Source organism: Vasconcelosia minhoensis LEGE 07310, assembly GCF_015207255.1.
Classification (GTDB): Bacteria; Cyanobacteriota; Cyanobacteriia; order Phormidesmidales; family Phormidesmidaceae; genus Vasconcelosia; species Vasconcelosia minhoensis.
Window position 1 is genome coordinate 1 of the sequence record NZ_JADEXG010000074.1, and the last position, 21,097, is coordinate 21,097.

Below are 21,097 nucleotides of genomic sequence, written 5' to 3' on the forward strand. Positions count from 1 at the left end.
GGGCTGGCGGTGCCCCGGGCGATCCATGAGCTGATCTGGGGCCTCTTTTTAATCAATATTTTGGGGCTGGACCCTTTGGTGGCGGTATTGGCGATCGCGATTCCCTTCGGCGCCATTACCGCCAAAGTCTTCTCAGAAATTCTGGATGAGACGCCCCAGGAGCCACTTCAGGCCCTGCGCCACAGTGGGGTGCCGCCGCTGACCGCTTTTCTCTACGCCCATCTGCCCCAGGCGCTGCCGAATCTGCTCTCCTATATGTTTTATCGATTTGAATGCGCCCTGCGGGCTTCGGCGGTGCTGGGGGTGATTGGCGCGGGCGGGCTGGGCTATGAGATTTCGCTGAGCCTTCAGTCGCTGCGCTATGAGCAGCTCTGGACCGGATTTTACGCGCTGATTTTACTCAATGGCGCGGTCGATACCTGGAGCGCCACGCTGCGGCGGCAGATGGGCTTTACCAGTCGGCTCGACCTGAACTATGGCTCACCGAACCCATCTGGCCGAACGATTCAAAGTCCCTCTCCTCGGGGAGAGGGATTTAGGGAGAGGGCAAGCAGGGCGGTTACAAAGAGACGCATCCGTCCGTTGGTCTGGGCCTCCTGGCTGGGAATTGCCGTCGCCGTACCGCTCTGCTTCAGCTACTTACAGCTGGACTGGAGCCGTCTGTGGGCGGGGCGGACGCGATCGCTGCTGGCCGAAATCCTCACCCAGGTCAGCCCGTCACAGGTGCTACCTGAGTTCTCAGGAGCGCTGCCGTCGCTGGCGCTGCAAACCCTGGCGATGTCCATTCTGGCCATGACGCTAGCGTCAATTGGCGGCATCCTCTTTTCGTTTCCGGCGGCGCAGAACGTTTGGCTGCCGGGGGGCCTACTTCGACCGATGGGAGAAACCAGTCGCGGGCTGGCGCTGAGTCACCTATGGCTAGCCGCCAGTCGGCTGCTGCTGCTGGTCGCTCGGGCGATTCCAGCCCCAATCTGGGCATTAGTGATTTTGTACGGCGTCTTTCCTAGCCTGCTGCCGGGGGCGCTGGCGCTGGCGCTACATAACTTCGGGATTCTAGGCCGACTGATGGCCGAGGTGAATGAGAATTTGCCCGACGCGCCGATTCGAGCTTTGCGATCGCTGGGGGCGGGCAGCGGCGGCCTAATTTTCTACGGCATTTTGCCCCAAAATCTGCCCCGGTTTCTAGCCTATAGTCTTTACCGCTGGGAGGTCTGTATGCGCGAGACCGTGATTGTCGGCTTAGTCGGGGCAGGCGGGCTGGGACGGCTGATGGCAGAGCAGATCAGCAGCTTTGACTATGGCGGGCTGGCGGCGACGCTGACGGTATTTATCGGCCTGACCTTTGCAGTGGATCTGATCAGCGCGGCTATGCGCCGGGACTTTCGGTAAAAAAGTCGATCCATTGACGAAATTTCCCTCACCCGTGACGATTAACCCTTAGTCCTTATTTGCTGGATTGCTGTGTCTAAACGTTCGCTGGCCGGAATTGCGGGGATTGTCGCGATCGCGACCCTGATCAGTAAAGTCTTCGGCCTGGTGCGCCAGCAGGCCCTGGCGGCGGCGTTTGCGATTGGCCCGGTAGCCGATGCCTACAACCTGTCCTACGTGATTCCCGGCTTTCTGCTGGTACTGCTGGGGGGGATTAATGGTCCGTTTCACAGCGCCATCGTCAGCGTTGTGGCCAAGCGCAAAAAAGAGGAAATCGCGCCGCTGGTGGAAACTATTACCACCCTAGTCGGGCTAGCGCTAATTGGCGTGACCCTCGGCATTATTGTCTTTGCCGATCCGCTGATTGGGTTACTGGGGCAGGGATTTAGCGAGACTCCGACCGGACTGGAGAGTCGCGCGATCGCGGTTGTCCAGCTGCAAATTATGGCCCCGATGGCCCTATTCGCCGGGCTGATCGGCATCGGCTTTGGCACCTTAAACGCCGCCGACCAGTACTGGCTGCCTTCGATTAGTCCGCTGTTCTCCAGCGTCACGGTAATTATCGGGCTGGGCATCCTGGCCCTGATTTTAGGCCGCGACCTGATGACGCCTGAATATGCCATGCTGGGAGGCATTGTGCTGGCCCTGGGAACGCTGGCCGGGGCCTTTCTGCAATGGATAGTGCAGGTGCCAGCGCTGTGGAAATCGGGGCTGGGACGGCTGCGGCTGCGGTTTAACGTCAGCGATCCGGGGGTGCGGGACGTACTCAAGGTGCTGGGACCCGCTACCTTTTCCTCCGGCATGATGCAGATCAACGTCTACACCGACCTGTACTTCGCCGCCTACATTCCTGGGACGCTAGCGGCGCTGGGGTTTGCCAACCTGCTGGTGCAGACGCCGCTGGGGATTATCTCAAATATTATTCTGGTCCCCTTTTTACCGATTTTTTCACGCCTGGCAGATCCGCAGCACTGGCCCGAGCTGAAGCTGCGAATTCGCCAGAGCCTGATGCTGGTCGCTTTGACGATGCTGCCCCTGAGCGCCCTGATTGTGACCCTGGCGCTGCCGATCGTGAAGGTGATTTACGAGCGCGGGGCCTTTGGCGAAGACGCGGCGGTGATCGTCACCTCGGTGCTGATGGCCTACGGCCTTGGCATGTTCGTCTATCTGGGCCGGGACGTGATGGTGCGGGTATTCTACGCCCTGGGCGATGGCGAAACGCCCTTTCGGATTAGCATTGTCAGCATTTTTCTGAACGCCGTATTGGACTACTTTTTGATCCAGCTGCTGGGACCGCCAGGGCTGGTGCTGGCCACCGTAGGCGTCAATGTCGTTTCGCTGTTCGCCATGGTGGTGCTGCTCGACCGCAAGCTCAACGGCCTGCCCTGGCTGAGCTGGAGCCGTCCGATTGTGCTGCTGACCCTGGCTAGCGGTCTGGCGGGCGTGGCCTGCTGGTTGAGCCGCTGGGGGCTGGAAGCATGGGTCGGCAGTCAGAATTTTTGGGCTAATCTGGTGCAGCTCTGCGGCGCTAGCGCGGTAGGGCTGGGGGTATTTGCGCTGCTGACGGTGGCTTTGCAGATTCCTGAGGCTTCCCTGCTCGTGGCGCGGGTGCGGCAGCGGCTGGGACGATAGGTCAGTTGATGGCTACAACCCTGTGACGCAAACTATCAGCGCTCTCGCGATTACCGAGAAGGCATGGATTCAAGACACCGGTTTAGATTTGTTCGCAGCTTCTTTTTTTGCCTGTGCAGCGGGTCTTTTGATCATGCGTCTGGGCGATCTGAAGTGGAAAATCGGCGCAGCGATGCTGCTGCTGCTGGCCGTCGATATTTTATTGATTGCCGAGCACAATCAGTATGCCGGTAGGGAAGGCGTGGGCGCAGCGATCCACATCTACTGCGTCTATGCACTGGGCATCCTCTTTACGCTTGCGCCAGGGTTGATTGCCTTTGGCCTACGCCAGGTGGGTAAAAGCTGGTATCGCTTTAGCTTGGGCTGTGCGATCGCTTGGGTGATGTTTGCCCCTTTGTTTTTTTTCACACCCAACGCCTGGAATGGTGCCTATGAGCGCTTCGTTGCTGCAATCATGATTACCTGGGTTGCTGGCGTTTCTTGGCTGCTGCTCCAAACCGGCCGGAAAAGTTGATTTGAGTCGGTCGCGCGCTCGTCTTAAGAGCCGACGCTAAAGCTCAGACCTAATTTTAGTATCGGCAGCTGCGAGTCGCCGACGTAGCCGATGAAGCGAATTCACCCGGCCAGCCCCAGTTCTTTGGCCTGCTGTCGATATTGGGGCGTGTAGCGTGCATCTTCGGGGCCGGCGCTCCAAAGAGCGATAGGCGGCTAAGGTCGCTTCGGTCGTCCGCTGCCAGGAGTAGGTGGCAGCCTGGGCTCTGCCCCGGTCTATGAGGGTTTTGCGGAGGGCGCGATCGCACATATCCCCCTGCACAAACCGCAGCTGCTCTGCTCCAAGCCCAGCTAAATTTTCTCGATTCCCTGAATAGGTCAACGCGTCTAAAGCGGTGACTTGCCCCGGATTGTGCGCACCCCACTGCCGAACAAAGTTGGAACCAATAAACCCGGCTCCCCCCGTCACCAAAACCTGCCGCATCGCTCCTCTCAACCCGCTATCACCCTATTGCTTTTCCACGGGGAACCGGCTCCCACCGCTACCCGGGCATCGATCCAGATATAAGCATCGGCTTTGCCTAGACTTCAGAGCCTGGGCCAGGTATTCATACCATTACAATATAGATACATAGATGGGTCTGCCGAAACCGCACGGGAGGCGATCGCGGATGAGCAATTTGAAATGGCTAAGACGGCTAGCGGCCGTGGAGTTAAAAATAGCGCGGTTAGAGCGTGAGCAGGCGGCCCAGGGCGCAATTCTAGAACCCACAGGTTGGATTGGCGAGGCGTTTGAGCTACAGCAGGCCGAGCTAGAGGCGTTAAGAGAAGAGGTCAGTGGTATTAACGGGAAGCTCGAAATTATCCTCCAGCACCTGACTGGCACTGGCGATGAGTGAACGACTAGAGCGGATTGGGGGAAAACCATCGCTTCCTGAAGCCGATAGAGGAATATCGCCAGACCCTCTAAGCCTTCCTACCTTTAGTTAGGCTAAACTTACAGTAGAGATGCCCGTTGACTTTCAAACCTTTGTTGCGATTTTCACTGCCCTGCTGGTCTTCCTGACCAGTGTTGTACTCAGTTATGACACACTCGAATTCACCCAGTACCGAATCGTCCTACCCCAGTGGGCCGGCCTCCTCCTCGCCGCCGTCACGTTTTTCACTGTGGCAGTGGATCAAATCCTACGGGGGTTTGTCCGAGTTGAAGAAGCAGAACGAGCAGCTCGCCGCGCTCGAATCGAAGCTGGATGCCGTGCTGGCCAAATCCGATTCCAGCTTGAACCCAACGAAGACCACCGAAGACAGCTAGCAGCCGTCTTAGCCCTGCTGGAGGAATATCGCCAGACCCTCTAAGCCCTTTTCTCATCCACTCGCTATTTATCCCCACCCATCCAGCCTAAAGAGCATCTGCATCTGCCTTGGGTAACAGCAATGCTAGAGCGGCTTGATTGAAGCAAAATTTACCGAGATTCATGCGGTTATCCTTCAGCTCCACAATGCCTTAAGACCTAAGCTAGAGATATCGTTTCAAAACGGCTGAGGTGACCTGCCCTGTTTTTTCCCAGCTAAAGCATTTGGCCCGGTCTATGCCAGACTGATGAAGCTACTGCCAAAGCATCGGGTCGCTGACCACAGCCTGCAAAGCTGCCGATATCTCATCAACCCGGTAGGGGTCAACCATCAGGGCAGCATCCCCAGTCAGCTCTGGTAACGAGCCTGTCTTAGAAGCGATCACCGGCGTGCCGCAGGCCATTGCTTCTAGGGCCGGTAAACCAAACCCTTCCCACAAGGTAGCCATGACTAAGGCGATCGCTTGATTCATCAGTATCGGTAGCTGCGAGTCGCCGACGTAGCCGATGAAGCGAATTCGTGCGGCCAGCCCCAGTTCTTTGGCCTGCTGTCGGTATTGGGGCGTGTAGCGGGCATCTTCGGGACCGGCAATCCATAGCTCAGCATTGGTTTTTTCAGCGACCGGTTGGAAGGCGCTAATCAGCCGCTTCAGGTTTTTGTAAGGGACATGGCGGCCGACGTACAAGACGTAATTTGCTCAGGACAGCGCTAAGGGCCGAAACTGGTCGGCATCATAGGCTAGGGGCACTACGGTGATTTTTTTGGGCCGAGGTCTGGCAGAAGCGAGTGACGTCTTCAGCGGTGGTTTCGGAGTCGCATAGGATGTGCTGAGCCTGCCGCAGCACGGCGGGAACGTAATATCTGAAGTAGGGGCCTAGGGGCGATAGGGCGGACGGAAACCGCAGCGGAATTAAGTCGTGGACGGTGACCACGGTTCGGCAGGATTGAAACAGGGGCATTTCTGGCAGGGGTGAAAATAGAAAACGGCTTTTGGCCCGGCGATAGATCTGCGGCAGCTGGGTCTGGAGCCAGAGCAGTCGCCTGAGGTGGCCGCGCCAACCCTGTTCAGGGGTCATATTGGCCGGGATTGGATAGCACTGATATTGGCGATAGGGCCTTGCACTCAGAAGCAGTGGATAAGTGATCGCAGCTGCGGCAGTAGATTTTGGGCATAGGTGCTAATGCCGGTCGGTCACTCCATGACGATCGATAGATTGACCAGCAGGGAACTCGAAAGCTCGGTCATAGTAAAGAGCGATAGGCGGCTAAGGTCGCTTCGGCCGTCCGCTGCCAGGAGTAGGTGGCAGCACGAGCTTTGCCGCGGTCTATGAGGGTTTGGCGGAGGGCGCGATCGCAAATCACCCGTTCTAAACAGTCTGCCAGTTCCTCGGCATCCTTGGGAGAGGTCAGTAAGGCCGCATCTCCTGCTACCTCGGGCAAAGATGAGGTGTTAGAAGTCACAACCGGGCAGCCCAGCGTCATCGCCTCTAGCACTGGCAGCCCAAACCCCTCATACAGAGAGGGATAGGCAAATACGTCGGCCTGGGTATAAAAATAGGCTACCAGCTGATCCGGTAGATAATCCTGATGGTGAATGCAGTGGCGCCAGGGAGACTGATCGATGGCATCGAAAATCGGCCCATAGTGCCATCCTTTTTGGCCAATCAGCACCAGATGGTGCTCGATATCGCCTTTGGCCTTGAGCTGATTAAAGGCGTCAATTAACCTGACGACGTTTTTGCGCGGCTCCAAAGTGCTGACAAACAGAATGTAGGGAATAGAAAAATCATACTGGACTGCCGCTCTGACATGATTGGGTGCCAAGGGTAGGGACGCTTGAGCATATCGGCTCGCAAGCGGCGTCACCCAGATGGACTCGGGGGGAACTTTAAGAAAGTTGATAATATCCTGCTTTGAACTCTCAGATATTGTGATCACCAGGTCGGCCCATTCCAGACTTTGCTGGACTCGATGGGCATAGCTTTTGACAACCGCAGTCGCATGCTCCCGATAGCGAATAAAGGAAAGGTCATAGATATTCATCACCCGCAGGCTTTTGCGGCAGGGATACACCGCATAGTTGGTGCCGTGATAGATATCAGGAGCCCCGCCAGTAGCGTCCCAAAAGGTTGCCTCTAAATAGGGCAAAATCGGATTTGCCGGAACTCTGGCGAGCCCGTTCAGCAGCCTAACCGGCAGAGGGAGCGTATAGATTTCGGGATAGTGAGCCAGAGATTCGGGGACAGATAAGTTTCCCCTGAGCCAGTTTCTGAGGCTAGGTTGGTAAACGATCCCTAAATCTAAGTCTTCCTGGCTTTGCAGCCGATACAGGGCCTGTAGCAGGTGAAGCACGTAGAGCCCTACGCCGCTCGGTTTGGGTAAGACGGGTGTTGCTTCAAAGATGACCTTCATGATGCAAACGATTTATTGTGATTGGCTCAGCTCCTTTAGATCGTGGTCAACCATCGATTGGACGAGCTGCTCAAAGGAATATTCGGGCTGCCAGCCTATTTTCGTTTTGATCTTATCCATGGCCCCAACCAGTTCGACGGGCTCATTAGGCCGATAAAAAGCAGGATCGATCGAAACGTAGTCCTGCCAATTCAGCCCGACATGCTCAAAAGCACATTGCACCAGTTCTCGAACAGAGTGGGTTTCGCCGCTAGCGATAATAAAATCATCGGGCTGGTCTTGCTGCATCATCAGCCACATTGCCTTCACCGCGTCTTGGGCATGGCACCAGTCGCGCCGGGCATCTAGGTTGCCCAGCTTGAGCTCGCTGAGCATCCCCAGCTTGATCAGGACGGCGCCGCGAGTAATTTTGCGAAAGACAAATTCCTTACCCCGTCGAGGCGATTCGTGAGTATAGGTGATGCCGCAGCCGGCGTAAAGGTCGTACTGGTTGCGGTAGTTGACGGTCATCCAATGGGCATAGGCTTTGGCTACCCCGTAAGGGTTGCGCGGGCGAAAGGCGGTGAGCTCAGTCTGGGGCGATTCATCCGGCTGGCCAAATACTTCGCTGCTAGAGGCCTGATAGAACCGAGCATCGGGTTTACAGCGACGGATGGCTTCTAGCAGCCGCGATACGCCAATTGCGGTATATTCGGCGGTTAGGGCGGGCTGGGTCCAGGAGGTGGGCACGTAGCTTTGGGAAGCCAGGTTGTAAATTTCGTCAGGCTGCGTCTCTGAAATCGCGTCCATCAGTGAAAACTGGTCGAGCAAATCGCCGGAGACGATATGGAGTTTTTCGGCACAGTGATTGATCCGGCTTAGGCTGCTTGAGCTAGACCGACGCACCAGGCCATAGACCTCGTAGCCCTGAGCCAGTAAAAATTCAGCTAGATATGACCCGTCCTGGCCAGTCACCCCGGTAATCAGCGCTTTCCTTACCATGCCTTACCCCCTTATCTGTAGAATGTCTGTAGAATGCAACTTTTCCAGATATCATGCCAGAGCAGGGACCAAATGTGCTATCCAGAGCGTCATCGGCTCAGCATTATCGGCTCAGCCTGCTGTGAATTGCTCTAGTCCTATAGGTACTAAGGCATATTGGATTAGATATAGAAAAACTGATGTTCAATAGCCAACCGGTCTTTTTGCTTGCGTTTATTACCATTCCGCCTATATTAGATGATGATGTGTTGAGTAGGGCTCGTCCCAATCGAGCATTGTGATGCATTCTGTTCGACGACTGAAGCGGTTCTTGCCTATCCCTGAGGCGCAGCAAGCCAAGTTGGGTCTACTCATGACTCTGGTTCAGCGAGACCTGGAAGCGCGCTATAAAGGGTCGCTTTTAGGAAACTTCTGGCCAATTCTAAATCAGCTGTCGCAGCTCTTGATTTATACCTATGTTTTCTCGATCGTGCTGAAAGTAAAATTGAGCATGGCGGGAATGCCCGATAATAACTTCACTTTTGGGCTCTGGCTCTATGCGGGGTTGCTGCCGTGGTTAGCATTTATTATGGGTTTGTCTCCAGCAGCTACGTCGGTGACGACGCAGGCCAATCTAGTCAAAAAGGTGGTCTTCCCCTTGGCGCTGCTGCCCCTTGTGCCGGTATTATCGGCTTTTATTGAAAGCACCTTTGGGCTGATGGTGCTGCTTCTATTTGTGGCGTTTATGGTCGGCAAGCTCTACATAACTGTCCTCCTACTGCCCCTAGCCTGGATTCCGCAGCTGCTTTTAACGGCAGGCTTAGGGTATTTGACGGCAGCTCTGACAGTCTTTTTGCGCGATATCCCGCAAACCCTTGGAGTCATTCTAAATCTTTGGTTCTATGCGACGCCAATCATTTATCCAGTATCTTTAATTCCAGAACGCTTTCGAGAGTGGGTATTTAACCTTAACCCGCTTGCCGCGATCGCAGAATTCTACCGAGACGCAATTCTAGTGGGCGAAGTGCAGCATTGGCAGAGTTGGGGTATCAGCGTATTTATTTCTATTATCGTTTTTTATTGCGGTTTAGGGGTTTACCGCAGATTGCGTCCTGGCTTTGCAGATGTGCTCTAATTAGAAAAGTGTCATGTACCCAAATCTTTTACTCTATATCAACTTTTTGCACTCATGACTGAATCAGTAGCGATCTCTCTCAGGCAAATCTCAAAATGCTATCGGCGATATACGCATCCAGTAGATCGTTTAAGAGAATTGCTGCTACCAGAACGCGTTCAGGCTAAAGAGTTTTGGGCCTTACGAGACATCAATCTGGAGGTTTTTCAAGGGGAGACCCTGGGTATCGTAGGACAGAACGGTTCAGGCAAAAGCACACTGCTGCAAATCGTAGCTGGAACATTGACCCCATCCGCGGGAGAGGTGCATGTGAATGGCCGAGTCTCGGCTCTGCTGGAGTTAGGGAGTGGCTTTAATCCTGAGTTTACAGGACGGCAAAATGTATTTTTTAACGGGCGGATTTTAGGGCTGAGTCAAAAGGAGATTGAGGCTAAGTTTGATACAATTGCTGCCTTTGCAGAAATCGGCGACTTTATTGAGCAGCCTGTGAAGACCTACTCTAGTGGTATGATAATGCGGCTGGCGTTTGCAGTGGTGGCCAACACAGAGCCAAGCATTTTGATTGTTGACGAAGCCCTAGCGGTGGGAGACGCCAGATTCCAAGCTCGGTGTATGAAGCGCATTCGACAGCTGAAGGAGCAGGGAACCACCATTTTATTTGTTTCTCATGATTCCTCTAGCGTAAAGATGCTTTGCGAACGCGCCGTACTGATGAATCATGGTTGCATCCTAGAATCTGGCTCTCCCAAGGAAGTAACTAATCACTATATTGCTCTGCTTAGTTCAGATGGACCTGAGGCATTTCTACCCATCTCTGAAAAATTCATGCCTGTTATTGCAGCAGGTAACGAAGATATCTACGAAAACTCCTTGGACAGACCGAGGAGTGGCGGTACAGTGACAGATACTATGTCAACTAACGCAGAGCCTAATTTTGAATCAATAGCCTTAGGGACTCGTGATCCAAGCTGCAGACATGGTGTCGGTATAGCAAAAATTTCTGCTGTCAAAATTATGAACTTGCAAGGGCAAGAACTAATAAAGTTTGAAACAGGGACAGCCATTTCTATTGAGATTTCAATTTTAGCCAACGAAGACATTTTAGATCTCGTAGTAGGTATTTCCATTAGAAATTTAGTTGGCCTTGTACTGTATGGAACTAATACGTTTTTAATTCATCGCGAACCGCTTGTATTAACCCGAGGGCAGCACTTAATAGTTTCATTCAAAGTTCCCTGTCACCTTAATAGAGGTGTATACACTTTGACCGTTGCTGCTCACTCAGAAGAAGGTTTGAGCTACGATTGGGCCGATGAGCTACTGGTTTTTGAAGTCTTCAACTCAGGAAAATGTGATGGTCTAATTGATTTACAGGCAAAGACCGAATCATGTATTGAGCCTACGACAGAGCTTCTAAGACAAATTTAAGAATTTTGGAATTGTTAAAATGATTGAGTCAAGTAATCCGGAAATCAACACTAGTGATTTGATGGAGCGCATCAGGCAAGAAATTCGTAGCTGTCAGCCTTTAGGCAAAAATGACGATACATACAGCGGTCATTTCATCAAAGATGCCAGCTACAACTTAAATGTTTTAGAAGAACATCTAAAAACAGCCGAGTTCTTCTCTCAAACCCCTCAAAAATTTCCTGACAAGTTAGCTCACTTCCCCTTTACTTTAAGTAAGAGATTTCAGGGATTTTTCCTTAGATTTTATGGATTTATATTCAAAAAGCAGAGAGTTGTAAACGCTTCTCTTATTCATTCGATTAGAGAATTGGCACAATTTAATCAAAATGCTGTCTCAGAGATTCAGCAGCGCTTTGTAGCACAGATCGATGCTGAATTAGAACCGTTTCGTGAATTAAATCAGTCAATTCATCATGAATTTCAAGAAGCTATTCACAGATTGCATAGCCAGCTAGAAGAGAAACATAGTCAGCTAGAAGAGAAAATTTTACTCGCTGATCGACTGATTATACAGCTTCAACAAGGAATTCAGGTTACTCAAAGTCAGTTTTCTACTTTTCAAAAAGAGCAGCTGAGCAATAATAGTTATTTTAAATATGATTTGATGCAGCAAAAGCGGTTAACTACGTTCCTGTTGAATAAAGGATGTCAAGGATCTGAACAAGCTATTCTGCAATCCGAAACTGTTGACATTGATGCTGAAAAAGAACGTCTATTAGACTCAATATATTTTGCATTTGAAGATAAGTTTAGAGGATCCTATGAAGATATCCTTGAACGCTTGAGATACTACATAACAATTCTGGAAGAGGCGCATATAGAATCTCTCAATTCCGAAGTTTTAGATTTGGGCTGTGGGCGAGGTGAATGGTTAGAAGTAATGCGTGACATTGGCTATTCAGCTAAGGGAGTAGATGCTAATGCTGTCATGGTCGAAATTTGTCAATCCCGCGGTTTTGATGTGCAGCAAGATGATGCTCTTACTTGTCTAAAGCAATTGCCCAGCAATCATCTTGCTGCTGTTACTGGATTTCATATAATAGAACACATGAGTTTTCCGAGCTTTCTTGATTTGGTTAACGAAGCTATTAGGGTATTAAAGCCTGGAGGGATGGTCATCTTCGAGACTCCTAATCCTAGAAATTTAGTCGTTGGTGCTTGTGACTTCTATTGTGATCCTACTCACCAAAAGCCGCTATTCCCTGAAACAATGAAGTATTTTCTTGAGCTGGCCGGTTTTTTAAAAGTTGATATCCACTACTTGCACCCAGTCGAAGAAATCCCTTTCCCCCAAAATTTACCTGAATGGAAAATATTGAGCGATTTCTTCTATGGTCCTCGTGACTATGCAATCATTGGATACAAGCTTAAGGACTAAAGTTAGTTTCTAAATAGCTGTCGTTATGAAGCGTCTTGCAATAGTCATTCCCTGGTTCGGCGAAGATTTAAAGGGTGGTGCAGAGCAGCAGGCATGGCAGGTTGCCACCCGTCTTGCTCAGCGCGGTCACAACGTTGAGGTTTTAACGACGCGGTGTCAATCTTTTCTTGAGAACTGGAGCAAGAATCACTATCGAGGTGGTTTGACCAGAGTGAAGGGGTTAAAGGTTCGTCGCTTTCGGGTTAATCAGCGAGATGAGGACGCTTTTGGCCAGGTAAATCTCAAAATGCTTAGCTTACCCAGCGAGTCACTTAGAGCAGGAGTCAACCCGGTTTCGTCCGTAGAGGCATCGGTTTTTGTTTTTGAGAACATCAGCTCAAGGCGGCTGCTCAGGTACTTACAAAAGCATTATCAGCGCTACCACGCCTTTTTATTTATTCCCTATCTCTACGGCCCCATCCTAAACGGGCTGCCCCTGGTTGCCGAGCGCGCTTTTTTACAGCCCTGTCTCCATGACGAGGTTTATGCCTATCTCCCCCAGGTAGAGCATATCTTTCATGCGGCTCAGGGGCTGCTGTTTATCAGTGAAGGAGAAGCGCTGCTGGCTCAGCAGCTCTATGGTCCGGGCATTATTGCCAAAAGTCAGGTGGTCGGCGCTGCGGTTGAAGCCGGGCAGCACTATGATACTTCTGTCACTCAGGTTCAGGGTTTTGACCTCCAGCAGCGCTACATCCTCTGTCTGGGTCGCCGCGATCCGCTGAAAAATACCGATCTTTTGGTTCGGGCCTATGCCCGCTATCAACAAAGCTATCCCGATTCCAATCTCAGGCTCGTTTTAGCCGGCCCTGGTAGTCGTTCCTACAGTGGAGAAGTACCAGGATTGATTGACTTTGGCCTGGTCGAAGAGTCAGAAAAAGAATCGCTGCTGGCCAACTGCCTGGCTCTGTTTCAGCCCAGCCGCAATGAGAGCTATTCGCGAGTGATTATGGAAGCCTGGTATCACGGTAAGCCGGTTGCAGCCCATCGGCAGTGTCTGGCAACGGCAACGGTAGTAGGCAAAGTTCAAGGCGGCTGGCTAGCGACCTCGCTCGCTGAATGGGCCGAGCTATTGGCTAAAGTCGATCAGCAGGCCCCGGATAAACTGACTCAACTTGGCACGCTGGGGAAAACCTACGTGACCGACAATGCCTCCTGGGACAAAGTTATCCAGCGATACGAACTGGCCTTGGGGCTAACCCCATCTGACTCTGTTCAGCCTTCTCGGCCTAAGTCACCTCAATTGAAAGAGATTCATCAGGTTTTACCTAATCTGGCCTATGGGGACGCGATTTCAAATCACGCGATCGCAATTCGCGATTACCTACGCCAGCAGGGTTACTACTCTGACATTTTTGTCCGGTTTCTCGACCCGCAGGTCGCCCATCAGGCTAAAACTTTCCAGGCTCGTCTGCTCAGCCCCGATGCCAGTGTGCTTTATCACCACTCTATTGGCTCAGAGCTAACAGCATACGTTATTGCCCATCCGGGTCCTAAATGTTTGATCTATCACAACATTACCCCAGCTGAATTTTTCCGTCCCTATCGGCTAGATATCGCCCAACAGCTAGAAAAAGGGCAAACAGAACTAAAGCAGCTTGCACCTCATTTTTTATATTCAGTAGGGGACTCAACCTACAATGCTGAGGAACTAGCAGCGGTAGGCTTTGCTCAGCCTGAGGTTTTACCCATCTCCGTTGAACCGAGCAAATGGGATTTCCCGGCAGATTCAGACCTAATGGAACAGTTGCAAGATGGTAAGGTCAACTTGCTATTTGTAGGTCGTCTCGCGCCAAATAAGCGTCAGGATCATCTAATTGAGGCATTTGCGCATTACCTGAAGTTAGATGACCAGGCTCGTTTAATTTTAGTAGGTGGAGTAGACCTGAGCGATCCATACTACAGCTATATCAAAGCCTTAATTAAAAGACTAAATCTAAGTCACCAAATCCTGCTGACAGGGCAGGTGAATGATGCTCAGCTTGCAGCCTACTACCGGACAGCGCATCTATTCTGGTCCATGAGCGAACATGAAGGCTTTTGTGTACCCCTGGTAGAGGCAATGTGGTTTGATATCCCAATCTTGGCTTATAAGAGCACGGCTGTCCCGGAGACGTTGGGTCAGGCTGGACTGATGTTTAACAGTAAAGATACCCTGATTGAGGTTGCCGCTTTAGCCAAACTGTTGGTCAGAGATGAAGAACCCCGGCGCACTATTCTAAATGCTCAACGTCAGCGACGGGAATACTTTTTGCCAGGTAAGGTGCAGAAAAAACTAGATGCACTTTTACATCGAATGGGCACAAGGGTTCAACAGCCATGCGGGTAGCGTTTGTCGTTCAGCGCTGTGGTATCGAAGTTAATGGCGGGGCGGAATACCTTTGTCGAAGGATTGCTCAGCAGATGGCTAAGCACTGGGATACAGAAGTGCTGACGACCTGTGCTTTGGACTATATGACCTGGAAAAATCATTATCCGTCCGGTGTGGTTGAGGAAGGGGGCACTAGAATTCGTCGTTTTCCAGTAGATCAGCCTCGAAATGTAGCCCTTTTCAACCGGCGTTCTCAGCAGCTACAGGCTCATCTGATGTCCTCCACAGTGACGGAGCAAGAACTTTGGATGAAATCTCAAGGGCCGCGATCGCGAGGACTCAGCGATTATATTCAAGCGAATCAGCAAGCCTACGATGCTTTTATTTTCTTCGGATACCTCTACGCTACAACCTATTTCAACCTGCCTCAGGTTAAAGAAAAGGCTTATTTAGTGCCCTGTGCCCATGATGAGTGGGCAATCTACATGAGCATGTGGAATGTTTTCTTTCAGCAGCCCCGAGGCTTTGTATTCAATACGGTAGAGGAGAGAGAATTTCTGCGATCGCGCTTTCCCCATATTAGCTTTGAGGGCGCGATCGCGGGTGTGGGAGTTGAACCACCTGATAATTACAGCGCAGAGCGATTTCGCCAACAGTTTAGAGTAGACGAGCCGTTTTTACTATACATCGGTCGAGTAGATGCCTCTAAAGGCTGCGGAGAGCTTTTTCAGAATTTCATTGCCCTGAGAGAGAATGAGACTAGACCTAGAAAGCTAGTACTGATTGGCCGGTCGGTGATTGACATTCCAGAACATCCTGATATAGTATCGCTAGGATTTGTGGAGGAACGGACAAAATGGGATGCTTTAGCAGCTTGCGATATATTGGTAATGCCTTCGCCTTATGAAAGCTTATCGATGGTTTTGCTAGAGGCTTGGCTAATGCGTAAACCCGTTTTAGTGAATAGCAAGTGTAAGGTTTTAGTCGGTCAGTGTCGTAGAGCTCAGGGGGGGCTCTGGTATGAAAACGCACATGAACTTATAACTGCAATAAAAGAATTAGATTCGCCAAACGTATTGAGAAAGTTAGGAATCCAAGGGTATAATTTCTTAACTCACGGCTACTCGTGGCAGAAAATCGAGCAGGATTACTTAAATTTAATAACTGCCCAGAGCAGGTCTAATTCCTAGTAGAGCGACGACGCTTAGCGGATACAGAATGACAGACAAAGTTTTGAACTTAAGGTATCAGACAATAGCCGAGTTTTTCTGACCATTCAGCAAAAAACAAATTCAATGGCCAAAAAAATTAGTTCACTGTATTCAAGTTTTTCAAAGATAATCAACAAGCTAAAATATAAACTTGAAACGCAGCCACTTCGTCAGCTTGACGATGCTGAATATATTAATTATAGCTATCAAATAATTTTAAGGAGAAAGCCTGATATTGAAGGGCAAAATCATTTTTCAGAAAAGCTAAAATTAGGAGAGATTAGTAGAGAAGGGTTTCTTGACGTTTTAGTCAACAGTGCTGAATTTCAAAGGCTGCTCCTCAATGAATTAGGACAGTCTATTCATCAGAGTAGAATTCAGTGGGTCAAAACCTTACCCCAGGCGAAACATATCGTTGATTTAGGAGGCAGTTCAAAAGGAAACTCGCGGGGTGCACTAATCGCGATGGGCTATCCTTATTCTTTTGAGAAGCTGACGATTATAGACCTGCCTTTAGAGCAGCGCGACCCTTTATATTCTCAAGGGTATGAGCAGTACAATCTGGTCGAGACAGAGCAAGGGAGCGTTCAGTATGTTTACACCTCAATGAGCGACCTATCTTGTATTCCTGACAATTCTATTGACTTAGTTAACTCAGGGCAATCTATAGAACATATCTATGAGCAAGAAGCAGAAGCTGTTTTCTCAGAATGTATGAGAGTTCTAAAACCAGGCGGATATCTGTGCGTTGACACCCCTAACGGTAAAGCGACCCGTTTGCAGCAGGATGCATTCATTGATCCTGACCACAAAATTGAGTACACCCATCAGCAGCTGTATTCAAAGCTTAAAGCGTCTGGATTTGCTAACATCCAACCTTTTGGATTCAACTATCTACCCAATAGTTTTGCTGTAGGCCAGTTTGATACTAACGAAGCAACTAAGAACGTCGGCATTTATAGCGATGCCGAGCACTGCTATATTTTGGCCTACCGCTGTCAAAAGCCAAAGTGATTGAGTCCTTGTACTTCTGTACAGCAGTGGCTCTATCAGTCGATATGCGCTTAAAACTGAAATGCTACCAGCGGGGGGCTAAGTTGGCGATCGCGCGCCCTCTAACCTGGAGAAGCGTCTTATCGCTTCCTGGGCTAAAATCACAATAGAGATGCCCATCGACTTTCAAACCTTTGTCGCTATCTTCGCGACTCTGCTGGTCTTCTTGACTGGAGTTGTCCTCAGCTATGACGCCCTCGAATTCACCTCATACCGAATCATCCTGCCCCAGTGGGTCGGCCTCCTCCTCGCCGCCGTCACGTTTTTCACTGTGGCAGTGGATCAAATCCTACGGGGGTTTATCCGAGTTGAAGAAATACAACGCCAAGCTGAGGAAGCAGAACGAGCAGCTCGCCGAGCTCGAATCGAAGCTGGATGCCGTGCTGGCCAAATCCGATTCCAGCTTGAGCCCAGCGACGACCACAGAAGACAGCTAACAGACGTTTTGGCCCTGCTGGAGGAATATCGCCAGGCCCTCTAAGACCTCCTTCCACTTCCTAGGCCAAAATCGCAGCAGAGATGGCCGTTGACTTTCAAACCTTTGTCGCGATATTCGTGATCCTGCAAAACTTCCTGGGCGGGAGTGCCCTTAGTTGCGCTCTAGACTACGAAGATGCCGATATCTGTAAAACCTATCGCCTGCAAGGCTATCAGCTCGCCGTCCTTGCTATCCTAACCATATATAGCTCCCATCTCATTCAGTCAGGAAGCAAACTATTCATGACAGCCCTGGAAAATCGCAAAAAAATTCATCAGCAAATTGATCAGCTCCTTCCTGATCAACTCAGCCTCCTGGCAGAATTCCTAGACTTTCTACAGTTCAAAAGGGCCAAACCATCAGCCTCCACAGCGCATCCAACCGCACGCCAACCGGGTTTGCATCCCAATGCCTTCGTCGTCAGCGATGACTTTGACGCTCCCCTACCCGACAGTTTTTGGCTAGGCAAAGAATGAAATTCTTGCTCGATACGCACACATTCATATGGTGGGACAGTGCTCCTGATCAAATTCCGGTAGCTACGCTCAATCGCCTTCAAGAACTCAAGAATGAGGTCTTGATCAGCCTGGTCAGCCTATGGGAAATTCAGATCAAATTTCAGCTGGGCAAATTAAGCCTCAGAACTGATCTAGCCAACATAGTCCGTCAGCAGGAATCTGCAACATCCGGCCCAACAAAGCAGTCAGCGTTCTCAGCTTCTGGCCCCAGGGCGCATACTTAAGGACGATGTAGAGAATAGCGGGCGCATACAGATGAGACTTTTTGGCAAATAGGGTCCATTGCAAACCCGCCAGGGTCTTGAGGCAGACTCGCTTTTGCGCTGCTGAAAAGTCGTTTTTCAGGACGATGTTGGGGGCCACGTATGCTTTAAAGCCATCTTTTTGAGCTCGCAGGATCAGTTCTGAGTCGGCATGGTAATGAGGTAGCCAGGTCGCGTTGTAAAGCCCCACGGTTTCAGACACCTGCCGGTGGATCAGGACGCCATTACCGGGTAAGGTGTCTGCCGCGATCTCATCCTCCCTCCGCACCGCCAACGGCAAATCCCGCTCGTAGGTATCACAGTAGGCCAACCCAAAAAATCCTGCGTTCCCCAGCGGATATAGGTCCCCAGCGCCCAAATCTGCCCCGGCTGAGCCAGATAGTCAATTCGATTGCCCAAAATCTTGAGCTGACGACGTTCTGCTAGGGCCACCAGCCGCTCCAGGTGATCGGGTTCAATCACCGAGTCGTCATAAATCGTCAGAATATAGTCAAACCCGTGCGTCAGGGCATAGCGCACCCCGACATTGACCGTGGCGCTCCAATAGTCGCGATCGCTCGTCGTCAGCAACACGACTTGAGGAAACTGCTGCTGCACCGCCTCAGCCGTCCCATCCGCCGAAGCCGCATCAACCACAATCACCGTCAGGCGCGGATAGGTTTGGGTAAGCGCGATCGTCAAAAACCGCAGCGTTTTTTCACGGCGGTTATAAGTTGGGACTACTGCCGCAACGCTAGGAAGCCTGATAACTTCAACCATTCCCAGTAATTACTGTGCAGACTGCCAGCGACCCTTCTTTAAGCTCCTGAGGTTATTTTTGAGGCGTTTAGGCCAGCTATTGCGATCGCCCCTAGAACTTTTTGGAAGTTCCGGCAAAGTAATGCCGTCTCTAACTTCAGCTTCAATGGCGTCCAATATTGCCAATCTGGGCTGATCAATGCCCTGACCGCCTCGGCTTAGCGTCACATAAAACTCACACCCGTCGGTGGGGATAAAATCAACTTCCTTAAACGGAATCAGCCCTAGACAAAAAAGGTCGTGAATCAGCAGCCTAAACGAATGTGGCACAAAGCACCAGGCATGAACATCTAAATAGGTTTTTTCATTCAGGACTGCAGCCATGCCCTGAGTTGAATTTTCTAACGAGTGGACAAAGTTATAGGCCCCCGTGCTCTCTGGATACCAGGCAATTTGTCCGGCCTGAGCAACGACGTTAAGGAAATATTCCGCTACTGTACCCGGCGTATGAATTTGCTCCTGCCGATAGTGACTGTCAATAATCTTTGCCAGCCCCGTTATCGGTCGATAGTGATCAAAGCAGTAGCGCTTGTCGGGCACGACCAGCGAAAGCACCCCATCATCCTTCAAAATAGCGTCGCAGCTGTTGAGAAAGCCAATCAGGTCTGGCGTATGCTCAATTAAATGCGAAGCAATAATCCAGTCGTAAAACTTATGCTTTCCCGTCAGCTCTGCGTAGGGTTCGCCTCGCCAGACGAAATCAACTTCTTCGATATTTTCCAGATTGACGCCGTGTGCTTCGTATTTTTCGACCAGCTCCTCTCGGCTCATGTGGTCAATAATATGAACCTTAAATCCTTCCTTTTTAGGCGCAACCGGGTTGTGGCTCGGGCCAATCTCAAGGCCCTGTCCCTTAGGGTCAATATGTTGTAGAACCTTTTGCCTACTGTTCATCAAGCTGTGCCTCCGAAGCTGTCCCTAGAAATGACCGGCCGCCGCTGGATTCGATTCATTCTAAATACCATACACCGAGAAAAGCTGATTCGCGCTTCGGCACCTAAGTCGCTCTGACCAAAGCCCAAGGGGCATGGCTGCGCTAACGGTAGTTGATTTATCCATCCAATAGCACGCCTCTAGACCGCGTTCAATTCCGCCTGGGCTAAAATCACAGTAGAGATGCCTATTGACTTTCAACCCTTTGTCGCTATATTTGCGACCCTCCTGGTTTTCCTGACTGGAGTTGTCCTCAGCTATGACACCCTCGAATTCACCTCATACCGAATCGTCCTGCCCCAGTGGGTCAGCCTCCTCCTCGCCGCCGTCACGTTTTTCACTGTGGCAGTGGATCAGGTCCTACGGGGGTTTATCCGAGTTGAAGAAATACAACGCCGGGCTGAGGAAGTACAACGAAACGCTGAGGAAGCAGAGTTCCGAACTCGCCAAGCGAACTTTATCGCTGAGGAGGAGCAACGAAGAATTCAAGAGGAGCAACGAAGAGTTCGAGAAAGATACCGCAGCGCTGAGGAAGCAGAACGAGCAGCTCGCCGAGCTAGAATCGAAGCTGGATGCCGTGCTGGCCAAATCCGATTCCAGCTTGAGCCCAGCGAAGACCACCGAAGACAGCTAGCCGCCGTTTTGGCGCTGCTAGAGGAATATCGCCAAACGCTTTGAGCGCTGCACCGTGACGCTCAACTTCCTGGGTTAAAATCACAGTAGAGATGCCTATTGATTTTCAAACCTTTGTCGCTATCTTCGCTGCCCTGCTGGTCTTCCTGACCGGGGTTACCCTTAGCTATGACGCCCTCGAATTCACCGCATACCGAATCCTCCTGCCCCAGTGGGTCGGCCTCCTCCTCGCCGCCGTCACGTTTTTCACTGTGGCAGTGGATCAAATCCTACGGGGGTTTATCCGAGTTGAAGAAGTACAACGCCGAGTTGAGGAAAAGCAACGAAGCGCTGAGGAAGCAGAACGAGCAGCTCGCCGAGCTAGAATCGAAGCTGGATGCCGTGCTGGCCAAATCCGATTCCAGCTTGAGCCCAGCGCCGAGCACCGAAGAGAGCTAGCCGCCGTCTTAGCCCTGCTATACTCTAGCCGGTTCGGGCTTGAACTAATTCTATAGTCATGGTGAAATTGAGTTAGCCCACCCAAAAGACACCGCGGTCATGATTCAACTAGAGTTCAGCGAAGCCGACATTAGCGCACTTGAATACGAGCGCTATCACCACCCT

21 protein-coding genes and 1 pseudogene are annotated in these 21,097 nt (G+C 51.1%); 15 read left to right on the plus strand and 7 right to left on the minus strand.

Going from position 1 to position 21,097, the window contains the following annotated elements:
* The 3 genes from IQ241_RS21990 to IQ241_RS22000 form a co-directional block, all read left to right on the plus strand.
* Positions 1-1,389 (plus strand): PhnE/PtxC family ABC transporter permease (locus IQ241_RS21990; RefSeq protein ID WP_193911381.1); only part of this gene is annotated, 1,389 nt, incomplete at its 5' end.
* A 72-nt stretch (positions 1,390-1,461) separates the two neighbouring features.
* Positions 1,462-3,060, plus strand: coding sequence for a murein biosynthesis integral membrane protein MurJ (gene murJ / locus IQ241_RS21995; protein WP_193911383.1), 1,599 nt, complete (start codon positions 1,462-1,464; stop codon positions 3,058-3,060).
* Positions 3,011-3,574, plus strand: a complete 564-nt coding sequence (locus IQ241_RS22000) for a DUF998 domain-containing protein (protein ID WP_228021979.1) — start codon at positions 3,011-3,013, stop codon at positions 3,572-3,574. The genes murJ and IQ241_RS22000 overlap by 50 nt, the downstream gene beginning before the upstream one ends.
* A 36-nt stretch (positions 3,575-3,610) precedes the next feature.
* Here IQ241_RS22000 and IQ241_RS22005 read toward each other — a convergent pair whose 3' ends face one another.
* Positions 3,611-4,036 carry an NAD-dependent epimerase/dehydratase family protein gene (locus tag IQ241_RS22005; protein WP_193911387.1) on the minus strand — a complete coding sequence of 142 codons (426 nt, stop codon included), beginning with the start codon at positions 4,034-4,036 and terminating at the stop codon, positions 3,611-3,613.
* Positions 4,037-4,223: 187 nt separating this feature from the next.
* Between IQ241_RS22005 and IQ241_RS22010 the strand changes: the two genes are divergently transcribed.
* Together IQ241_RS22010 and IQ241_RS22015 are read left to right on the plus strand one after the other, a co-directional pair.
* The gene (locus tag IQ241_RS22010) at positions 4,224-4,451 is read left to right on the plus strand and encodes a hypothetical protein (RefSeq protein WP_193911389.1); all 228 of its coding nucleotides are present in this window, start codon (positions 4,224-4,226) and stop codon (positions 4,449-4,451) included.
* A gap of 109 nt (positions 4,452-4,560) precedes the next feature.
* The gene (locus IQ241_RS22015; RefSeq protein ID WP_193911419.1) at positions 4,561-4,908 is read left to right on the plus strand and encodes a hypothetical protein; all 348 of its coding nucleotides are present in this window, start codon (positions 4,561-4,563) and stop codon (positions 4,906-4,908) included.
* A gap of 160 nt (positions 4,909-5,068) precedes the next feature.
* Here IQ241_RS22015 and IQ241_RS26775 read toward each other — a convergent pair.
* From IQ241_RS26775 to IQ241_RS22030, 3 genes and pseudogenes are all read right to left on the minus strand, one after another.
* Positions 5,069-6,088 (minus strand): annotated as a pseudogene (locus tag IQ241_RS26775) (glycosyltransferase family 4 protein).
* A gap of 59 nt (positions 6,089-6,147) precedes the next feature.
* On the minus strand, positions 6,148-7,320 hold the full coding sequence (locus IQ241_RS22025) for a glycosyltransferase family 4 protein (protein WP_193911417.1): 1,173 nt from the start codon (positions 7,318-7,320) through the stop codon (positions 6,148-6,150).
* A 9-nt stretch (positions 7,321-7,329) separates the two neighbouring features.
* Positions 7,330-8,298: a GDP-mannose 4,6-dehydratase gene (locus IQ241_RS22030; protein WP_193911391.1), complete on the minus strand. Its 969-nt coding sequence runs from the start codon at positions 8,296-8,298 to the stop codon at positions 7,330-7,332.
* Between the two features lie 280 nt (positions 8,299-8,578).
* Between IQ241_RS22030 and IQ241_RS22035 the strand changes: the two genes are divergently transcribed.
* The 8 genes from IQ241_RS22035 (at position 8,579) to IQ241_RS22070 (ending at position 17,825) form a co-directional block, all read left to right on the plus strand.
* Positions 8,579-9,412 (plus strand): ABC transporter permease, encoded by an 834-nt coding sequence (locus IQ241_RS22035; RefSeq protein WP_193911393.1) that lies wholly within the window; start codon positions 8,579-8,581, stop codon positions 9,410-9,412.
* A gap of 54 nt (positions 9,413-9,466) precedes the next feature.
* Positions 9,467-10,840: an ABC transporter ATP-binding protein gene (locus IQ241_RS22040; RefSeq protein ID WP_193911395.1), complete on the plus strand. Its 1,374-nt coding sequence runs from the start codon at positions 9,467-9,469 to the stop codon at positions 10,838-10,840.
* A gap of 19 nt (positions 10,841-10,859) precedes the next feature.
* Positions 10,860-12,260, plus strand: a complete 1,401-nt coding sequence (locus IQ241_RS22045) for a class I SAM-dependent methyltransferase (RefSeq protein WP_193911397.1) — start codon at positions 10,860-10,862, stop codon at positions 12,258-12,260.
* A 25-nt stretch (positions 12,261-12,285) separates the two neighbouring features.
* Positions 12,286-14,625 (plus strand): glycosyltransferase, encoded by a 2,340-nt coding sequence (locus IQ241_RS22050; protein ID WP_193911399.1) that lies wholly within the window; start codon positions 12,286-12,288, stop codon positions 14,623-14,625.
* Entirely contained in the window at positions 14,616-15,797 is a 1,182-nt protein-coding gene (locus IQ241_RS22055; RefSeq protein ID WP_193911401.1) for a glycosyltransferase family 4 protein, read from the plus strand. The genes IQ241_RS22050 and IQ241_RS22055 overlap by 10 nt, the downstream gene beginning before the upstream one ends.
* Positions 15,798-15,902: 105 nt before the next feature.
* Entirely contained in the window at positions 15,903-16,832 is a 930-nt protein-coding gene (locus tag IQ241_RS22060; protein WP_193911403.1) for a DUF4214 domain-containing protein, read from the plus strand.
* Positions 16,833-16,983: 151 nt separating this feature from the next.
* Positions 16,984-17,352: a hypothetical protein gene (locus IQ241_RS22065; protein ID WP_193911405.1), complete on the plus strand. Its 369-nt coding sequence runs from the start codon at positions 16,984-16,986 to the stop codon at positions 17,350-17,352.
* Between the two features lie 38 nt (positions 17,353-17,390).
* A complete protein-coding gene (locus IQ241_RS22070; protein WP_193911407.1) occupies positions 17,391-17,825 on the plus strand; it encodes a DUF2281 domain-containing protein in 435 nt (144 codons plus the stop codon).
* 162 nt (positions 17,826-17,987) lie between these two features.
* Here IQ241_RS22070 and IQ241_RS22075 read toward each other — a convergent pair whose 3' ends face one another.
* Genes IQ241_RS22075 through IQ241_RS22085 form a run of 3 tightly spaced genes read right to left on the minus strand, consistent with a single transcriptional unit; the run spans position 17,988 to position 19,822 of the window.
* Positions 17,988-18,404, minus strand: coding sequence for a glycosyltransferase family 2 protein (locus tag IQ241_RS22075; protein ID WP_193911409.1), 417 nt, complete (start codon positions 18,402-18,404; stop codon positions 17,988-17,990).
* Positions 18,344-18,889, minus strand: a complete 546-nt coding sequence (locus IQ241_RS22080; protein ID WP_193911411.1) for a glycosyltransferase family 2 protein — start codon at positions 18,887-18,889, stop codon at positions 18,344-18,346. The genes IQ241_RS22075 and IQ241_RS22080 overlap by 61 nt, the downstream gene beginning before the upstream one ends.
* Before the next feature lie 9 nt (positions 18,890-18,898).
* Positions 18,899-19,822 (minus strand): methyltransferase domain-containing protein, encoded by a 924-nt coding sequence (locus IQ241_RS22085; RefSeq protein WP_193911413.1) that lies wholly within the window; start codon positions 19,820-19,822, stop codon positions 18,899-18,901.
* A gap of 418 nt (positions 19,823-20,240) precedes the next feature.
* On the opposite strand from IQ241_RS22085, the gene IQ241_RS22090 reads away from it, so the two are divergent.
* Together IQ241_RS22090 and IQ241_RS22095 are read left to right on the plus strand one after the other, a co-directional pair.
* A complete protein-coding gene (locus tag IQ241_RS22090; protein WP_193911415.1) occupies positions 20,241-20,495 on the plus strand; it encodes a hypothetical protein in 255 nt (84 codons plus the stop codon).
* Between the two features lie 91 nt (positions 20,496-20,586).
* Entirely contained in the window at positions 20,587-20,988 is a 402-nt protein-coding gene (locus tag IQ241_RS22095; RefSeq protein ID WP_228021977.1) for a hypothetical protein, read from the plus strand.
* The last annotated feature ends 109 nt before the right edge of the window (positions 20,989-21,097 follow it).

Coding starts and splice junctions, on each gene's coding strand:
- IQ241_RS22040 (WP_193911395.1), top strand. CDS start 9,467: ATGACTGAATCAGTAGCGATCTCTCTCAGGCAAATCTCAAAATGCTAT.
- IQ241_RS22030 (WP_193911391.1), bottom strand. CDS start 8,298: ATGGTAAGGAAAGCGCTGATTACCGGGGTGACTGGCCAGGACGGGTCA.
- IQ241_RS22005 (WP_193911387.1), bottom strand. CDS start 4,036: ATGCGGCAGGTTTTGGTGACGGGGGGAGCCGGGTTTATTGGTTCCAAC.
- IQ241_RS22085 (WP_193911413.1), bottom strand. CDS start 19,822: ATGAACAGTAGGCAAAAGGTTCTACAACATATTGACCCTAAGGGACAG.
- IQ241_RS22045 (WP_193911397.1), top strand. CDS start 10,860: ATGATTGAGTCAAGTAATCCGGAAATCAACACTAGTGATTTGATGGAG.
- IQ241_RS22035 (WP_193911393.1), top strand. CDS start 8,579: ATGCATTCTGTTCGACGACTGAAGCGGTTCTTGCCTATCCCTGAGGCG.
- IQ241_RS22010 (WP_193911389.1), top strand. CDS start 4,224: ATGAGCAATTTGAAATGGCTAAGACGGCTAGCGGCCGTGGAGTTAAAA.
- IQ241_RS22060 (WP_193911403.1), top strand. CDS start 15,903: ATGGCCAAAAAAATTAGTTCACTGTATTCAAGTTTTTCAAAGATAATC.
- IQ241_RS22015 (WP_193911419.1), top strand. CDS start 4,561: ATGCCCGTTGACTTTCAAACCTTTGTTGCGATTTTCACTGCCCTGCTG.
- IQ241_RS22055 (WP_193911401.1), top strand. CDS start 14,616: ATGCGGGTAGCGTTTGTCGTTCAGCGCTGTGGTATCGAAGTTAATGGC.
- IQ241_RS22070 (WP_193911407.1), top strand. CDS start 17,391: ATGGCCGTTGACTTTCAAACCTTTGTCGCGATATTCGTGATCCTGCAA.
- IQ241_RS22065 (WP_193911405.1), top strand. CDS start 16,984: ATGCCCATCGACTTTCAAACCTTTGTCGCTATCTTCGCGACTCTGCTG.
- IQ241_RS22095 (WP_228021977.1), top strand. CDS start 20,587: ATGCCTATTGATTTTCAAACCTTTGTCGCTATCTTCGCTGCCCTGCTG.
- IQ241_RS22080 (WP_193911411.1), bottom strand. CDS start 18,889: ATGGTTGAAGTTATCAGGCTTCCTAGCGTTGCGGCAGTAGTCCCAACT.
- IQ241_RS22050 (WP_193911399.1), top strand. CDS start 12,286: ATGAAGCGTCTTGCAATAGTCATTCCCTGGTTCGGCGAAGATTTAAAG.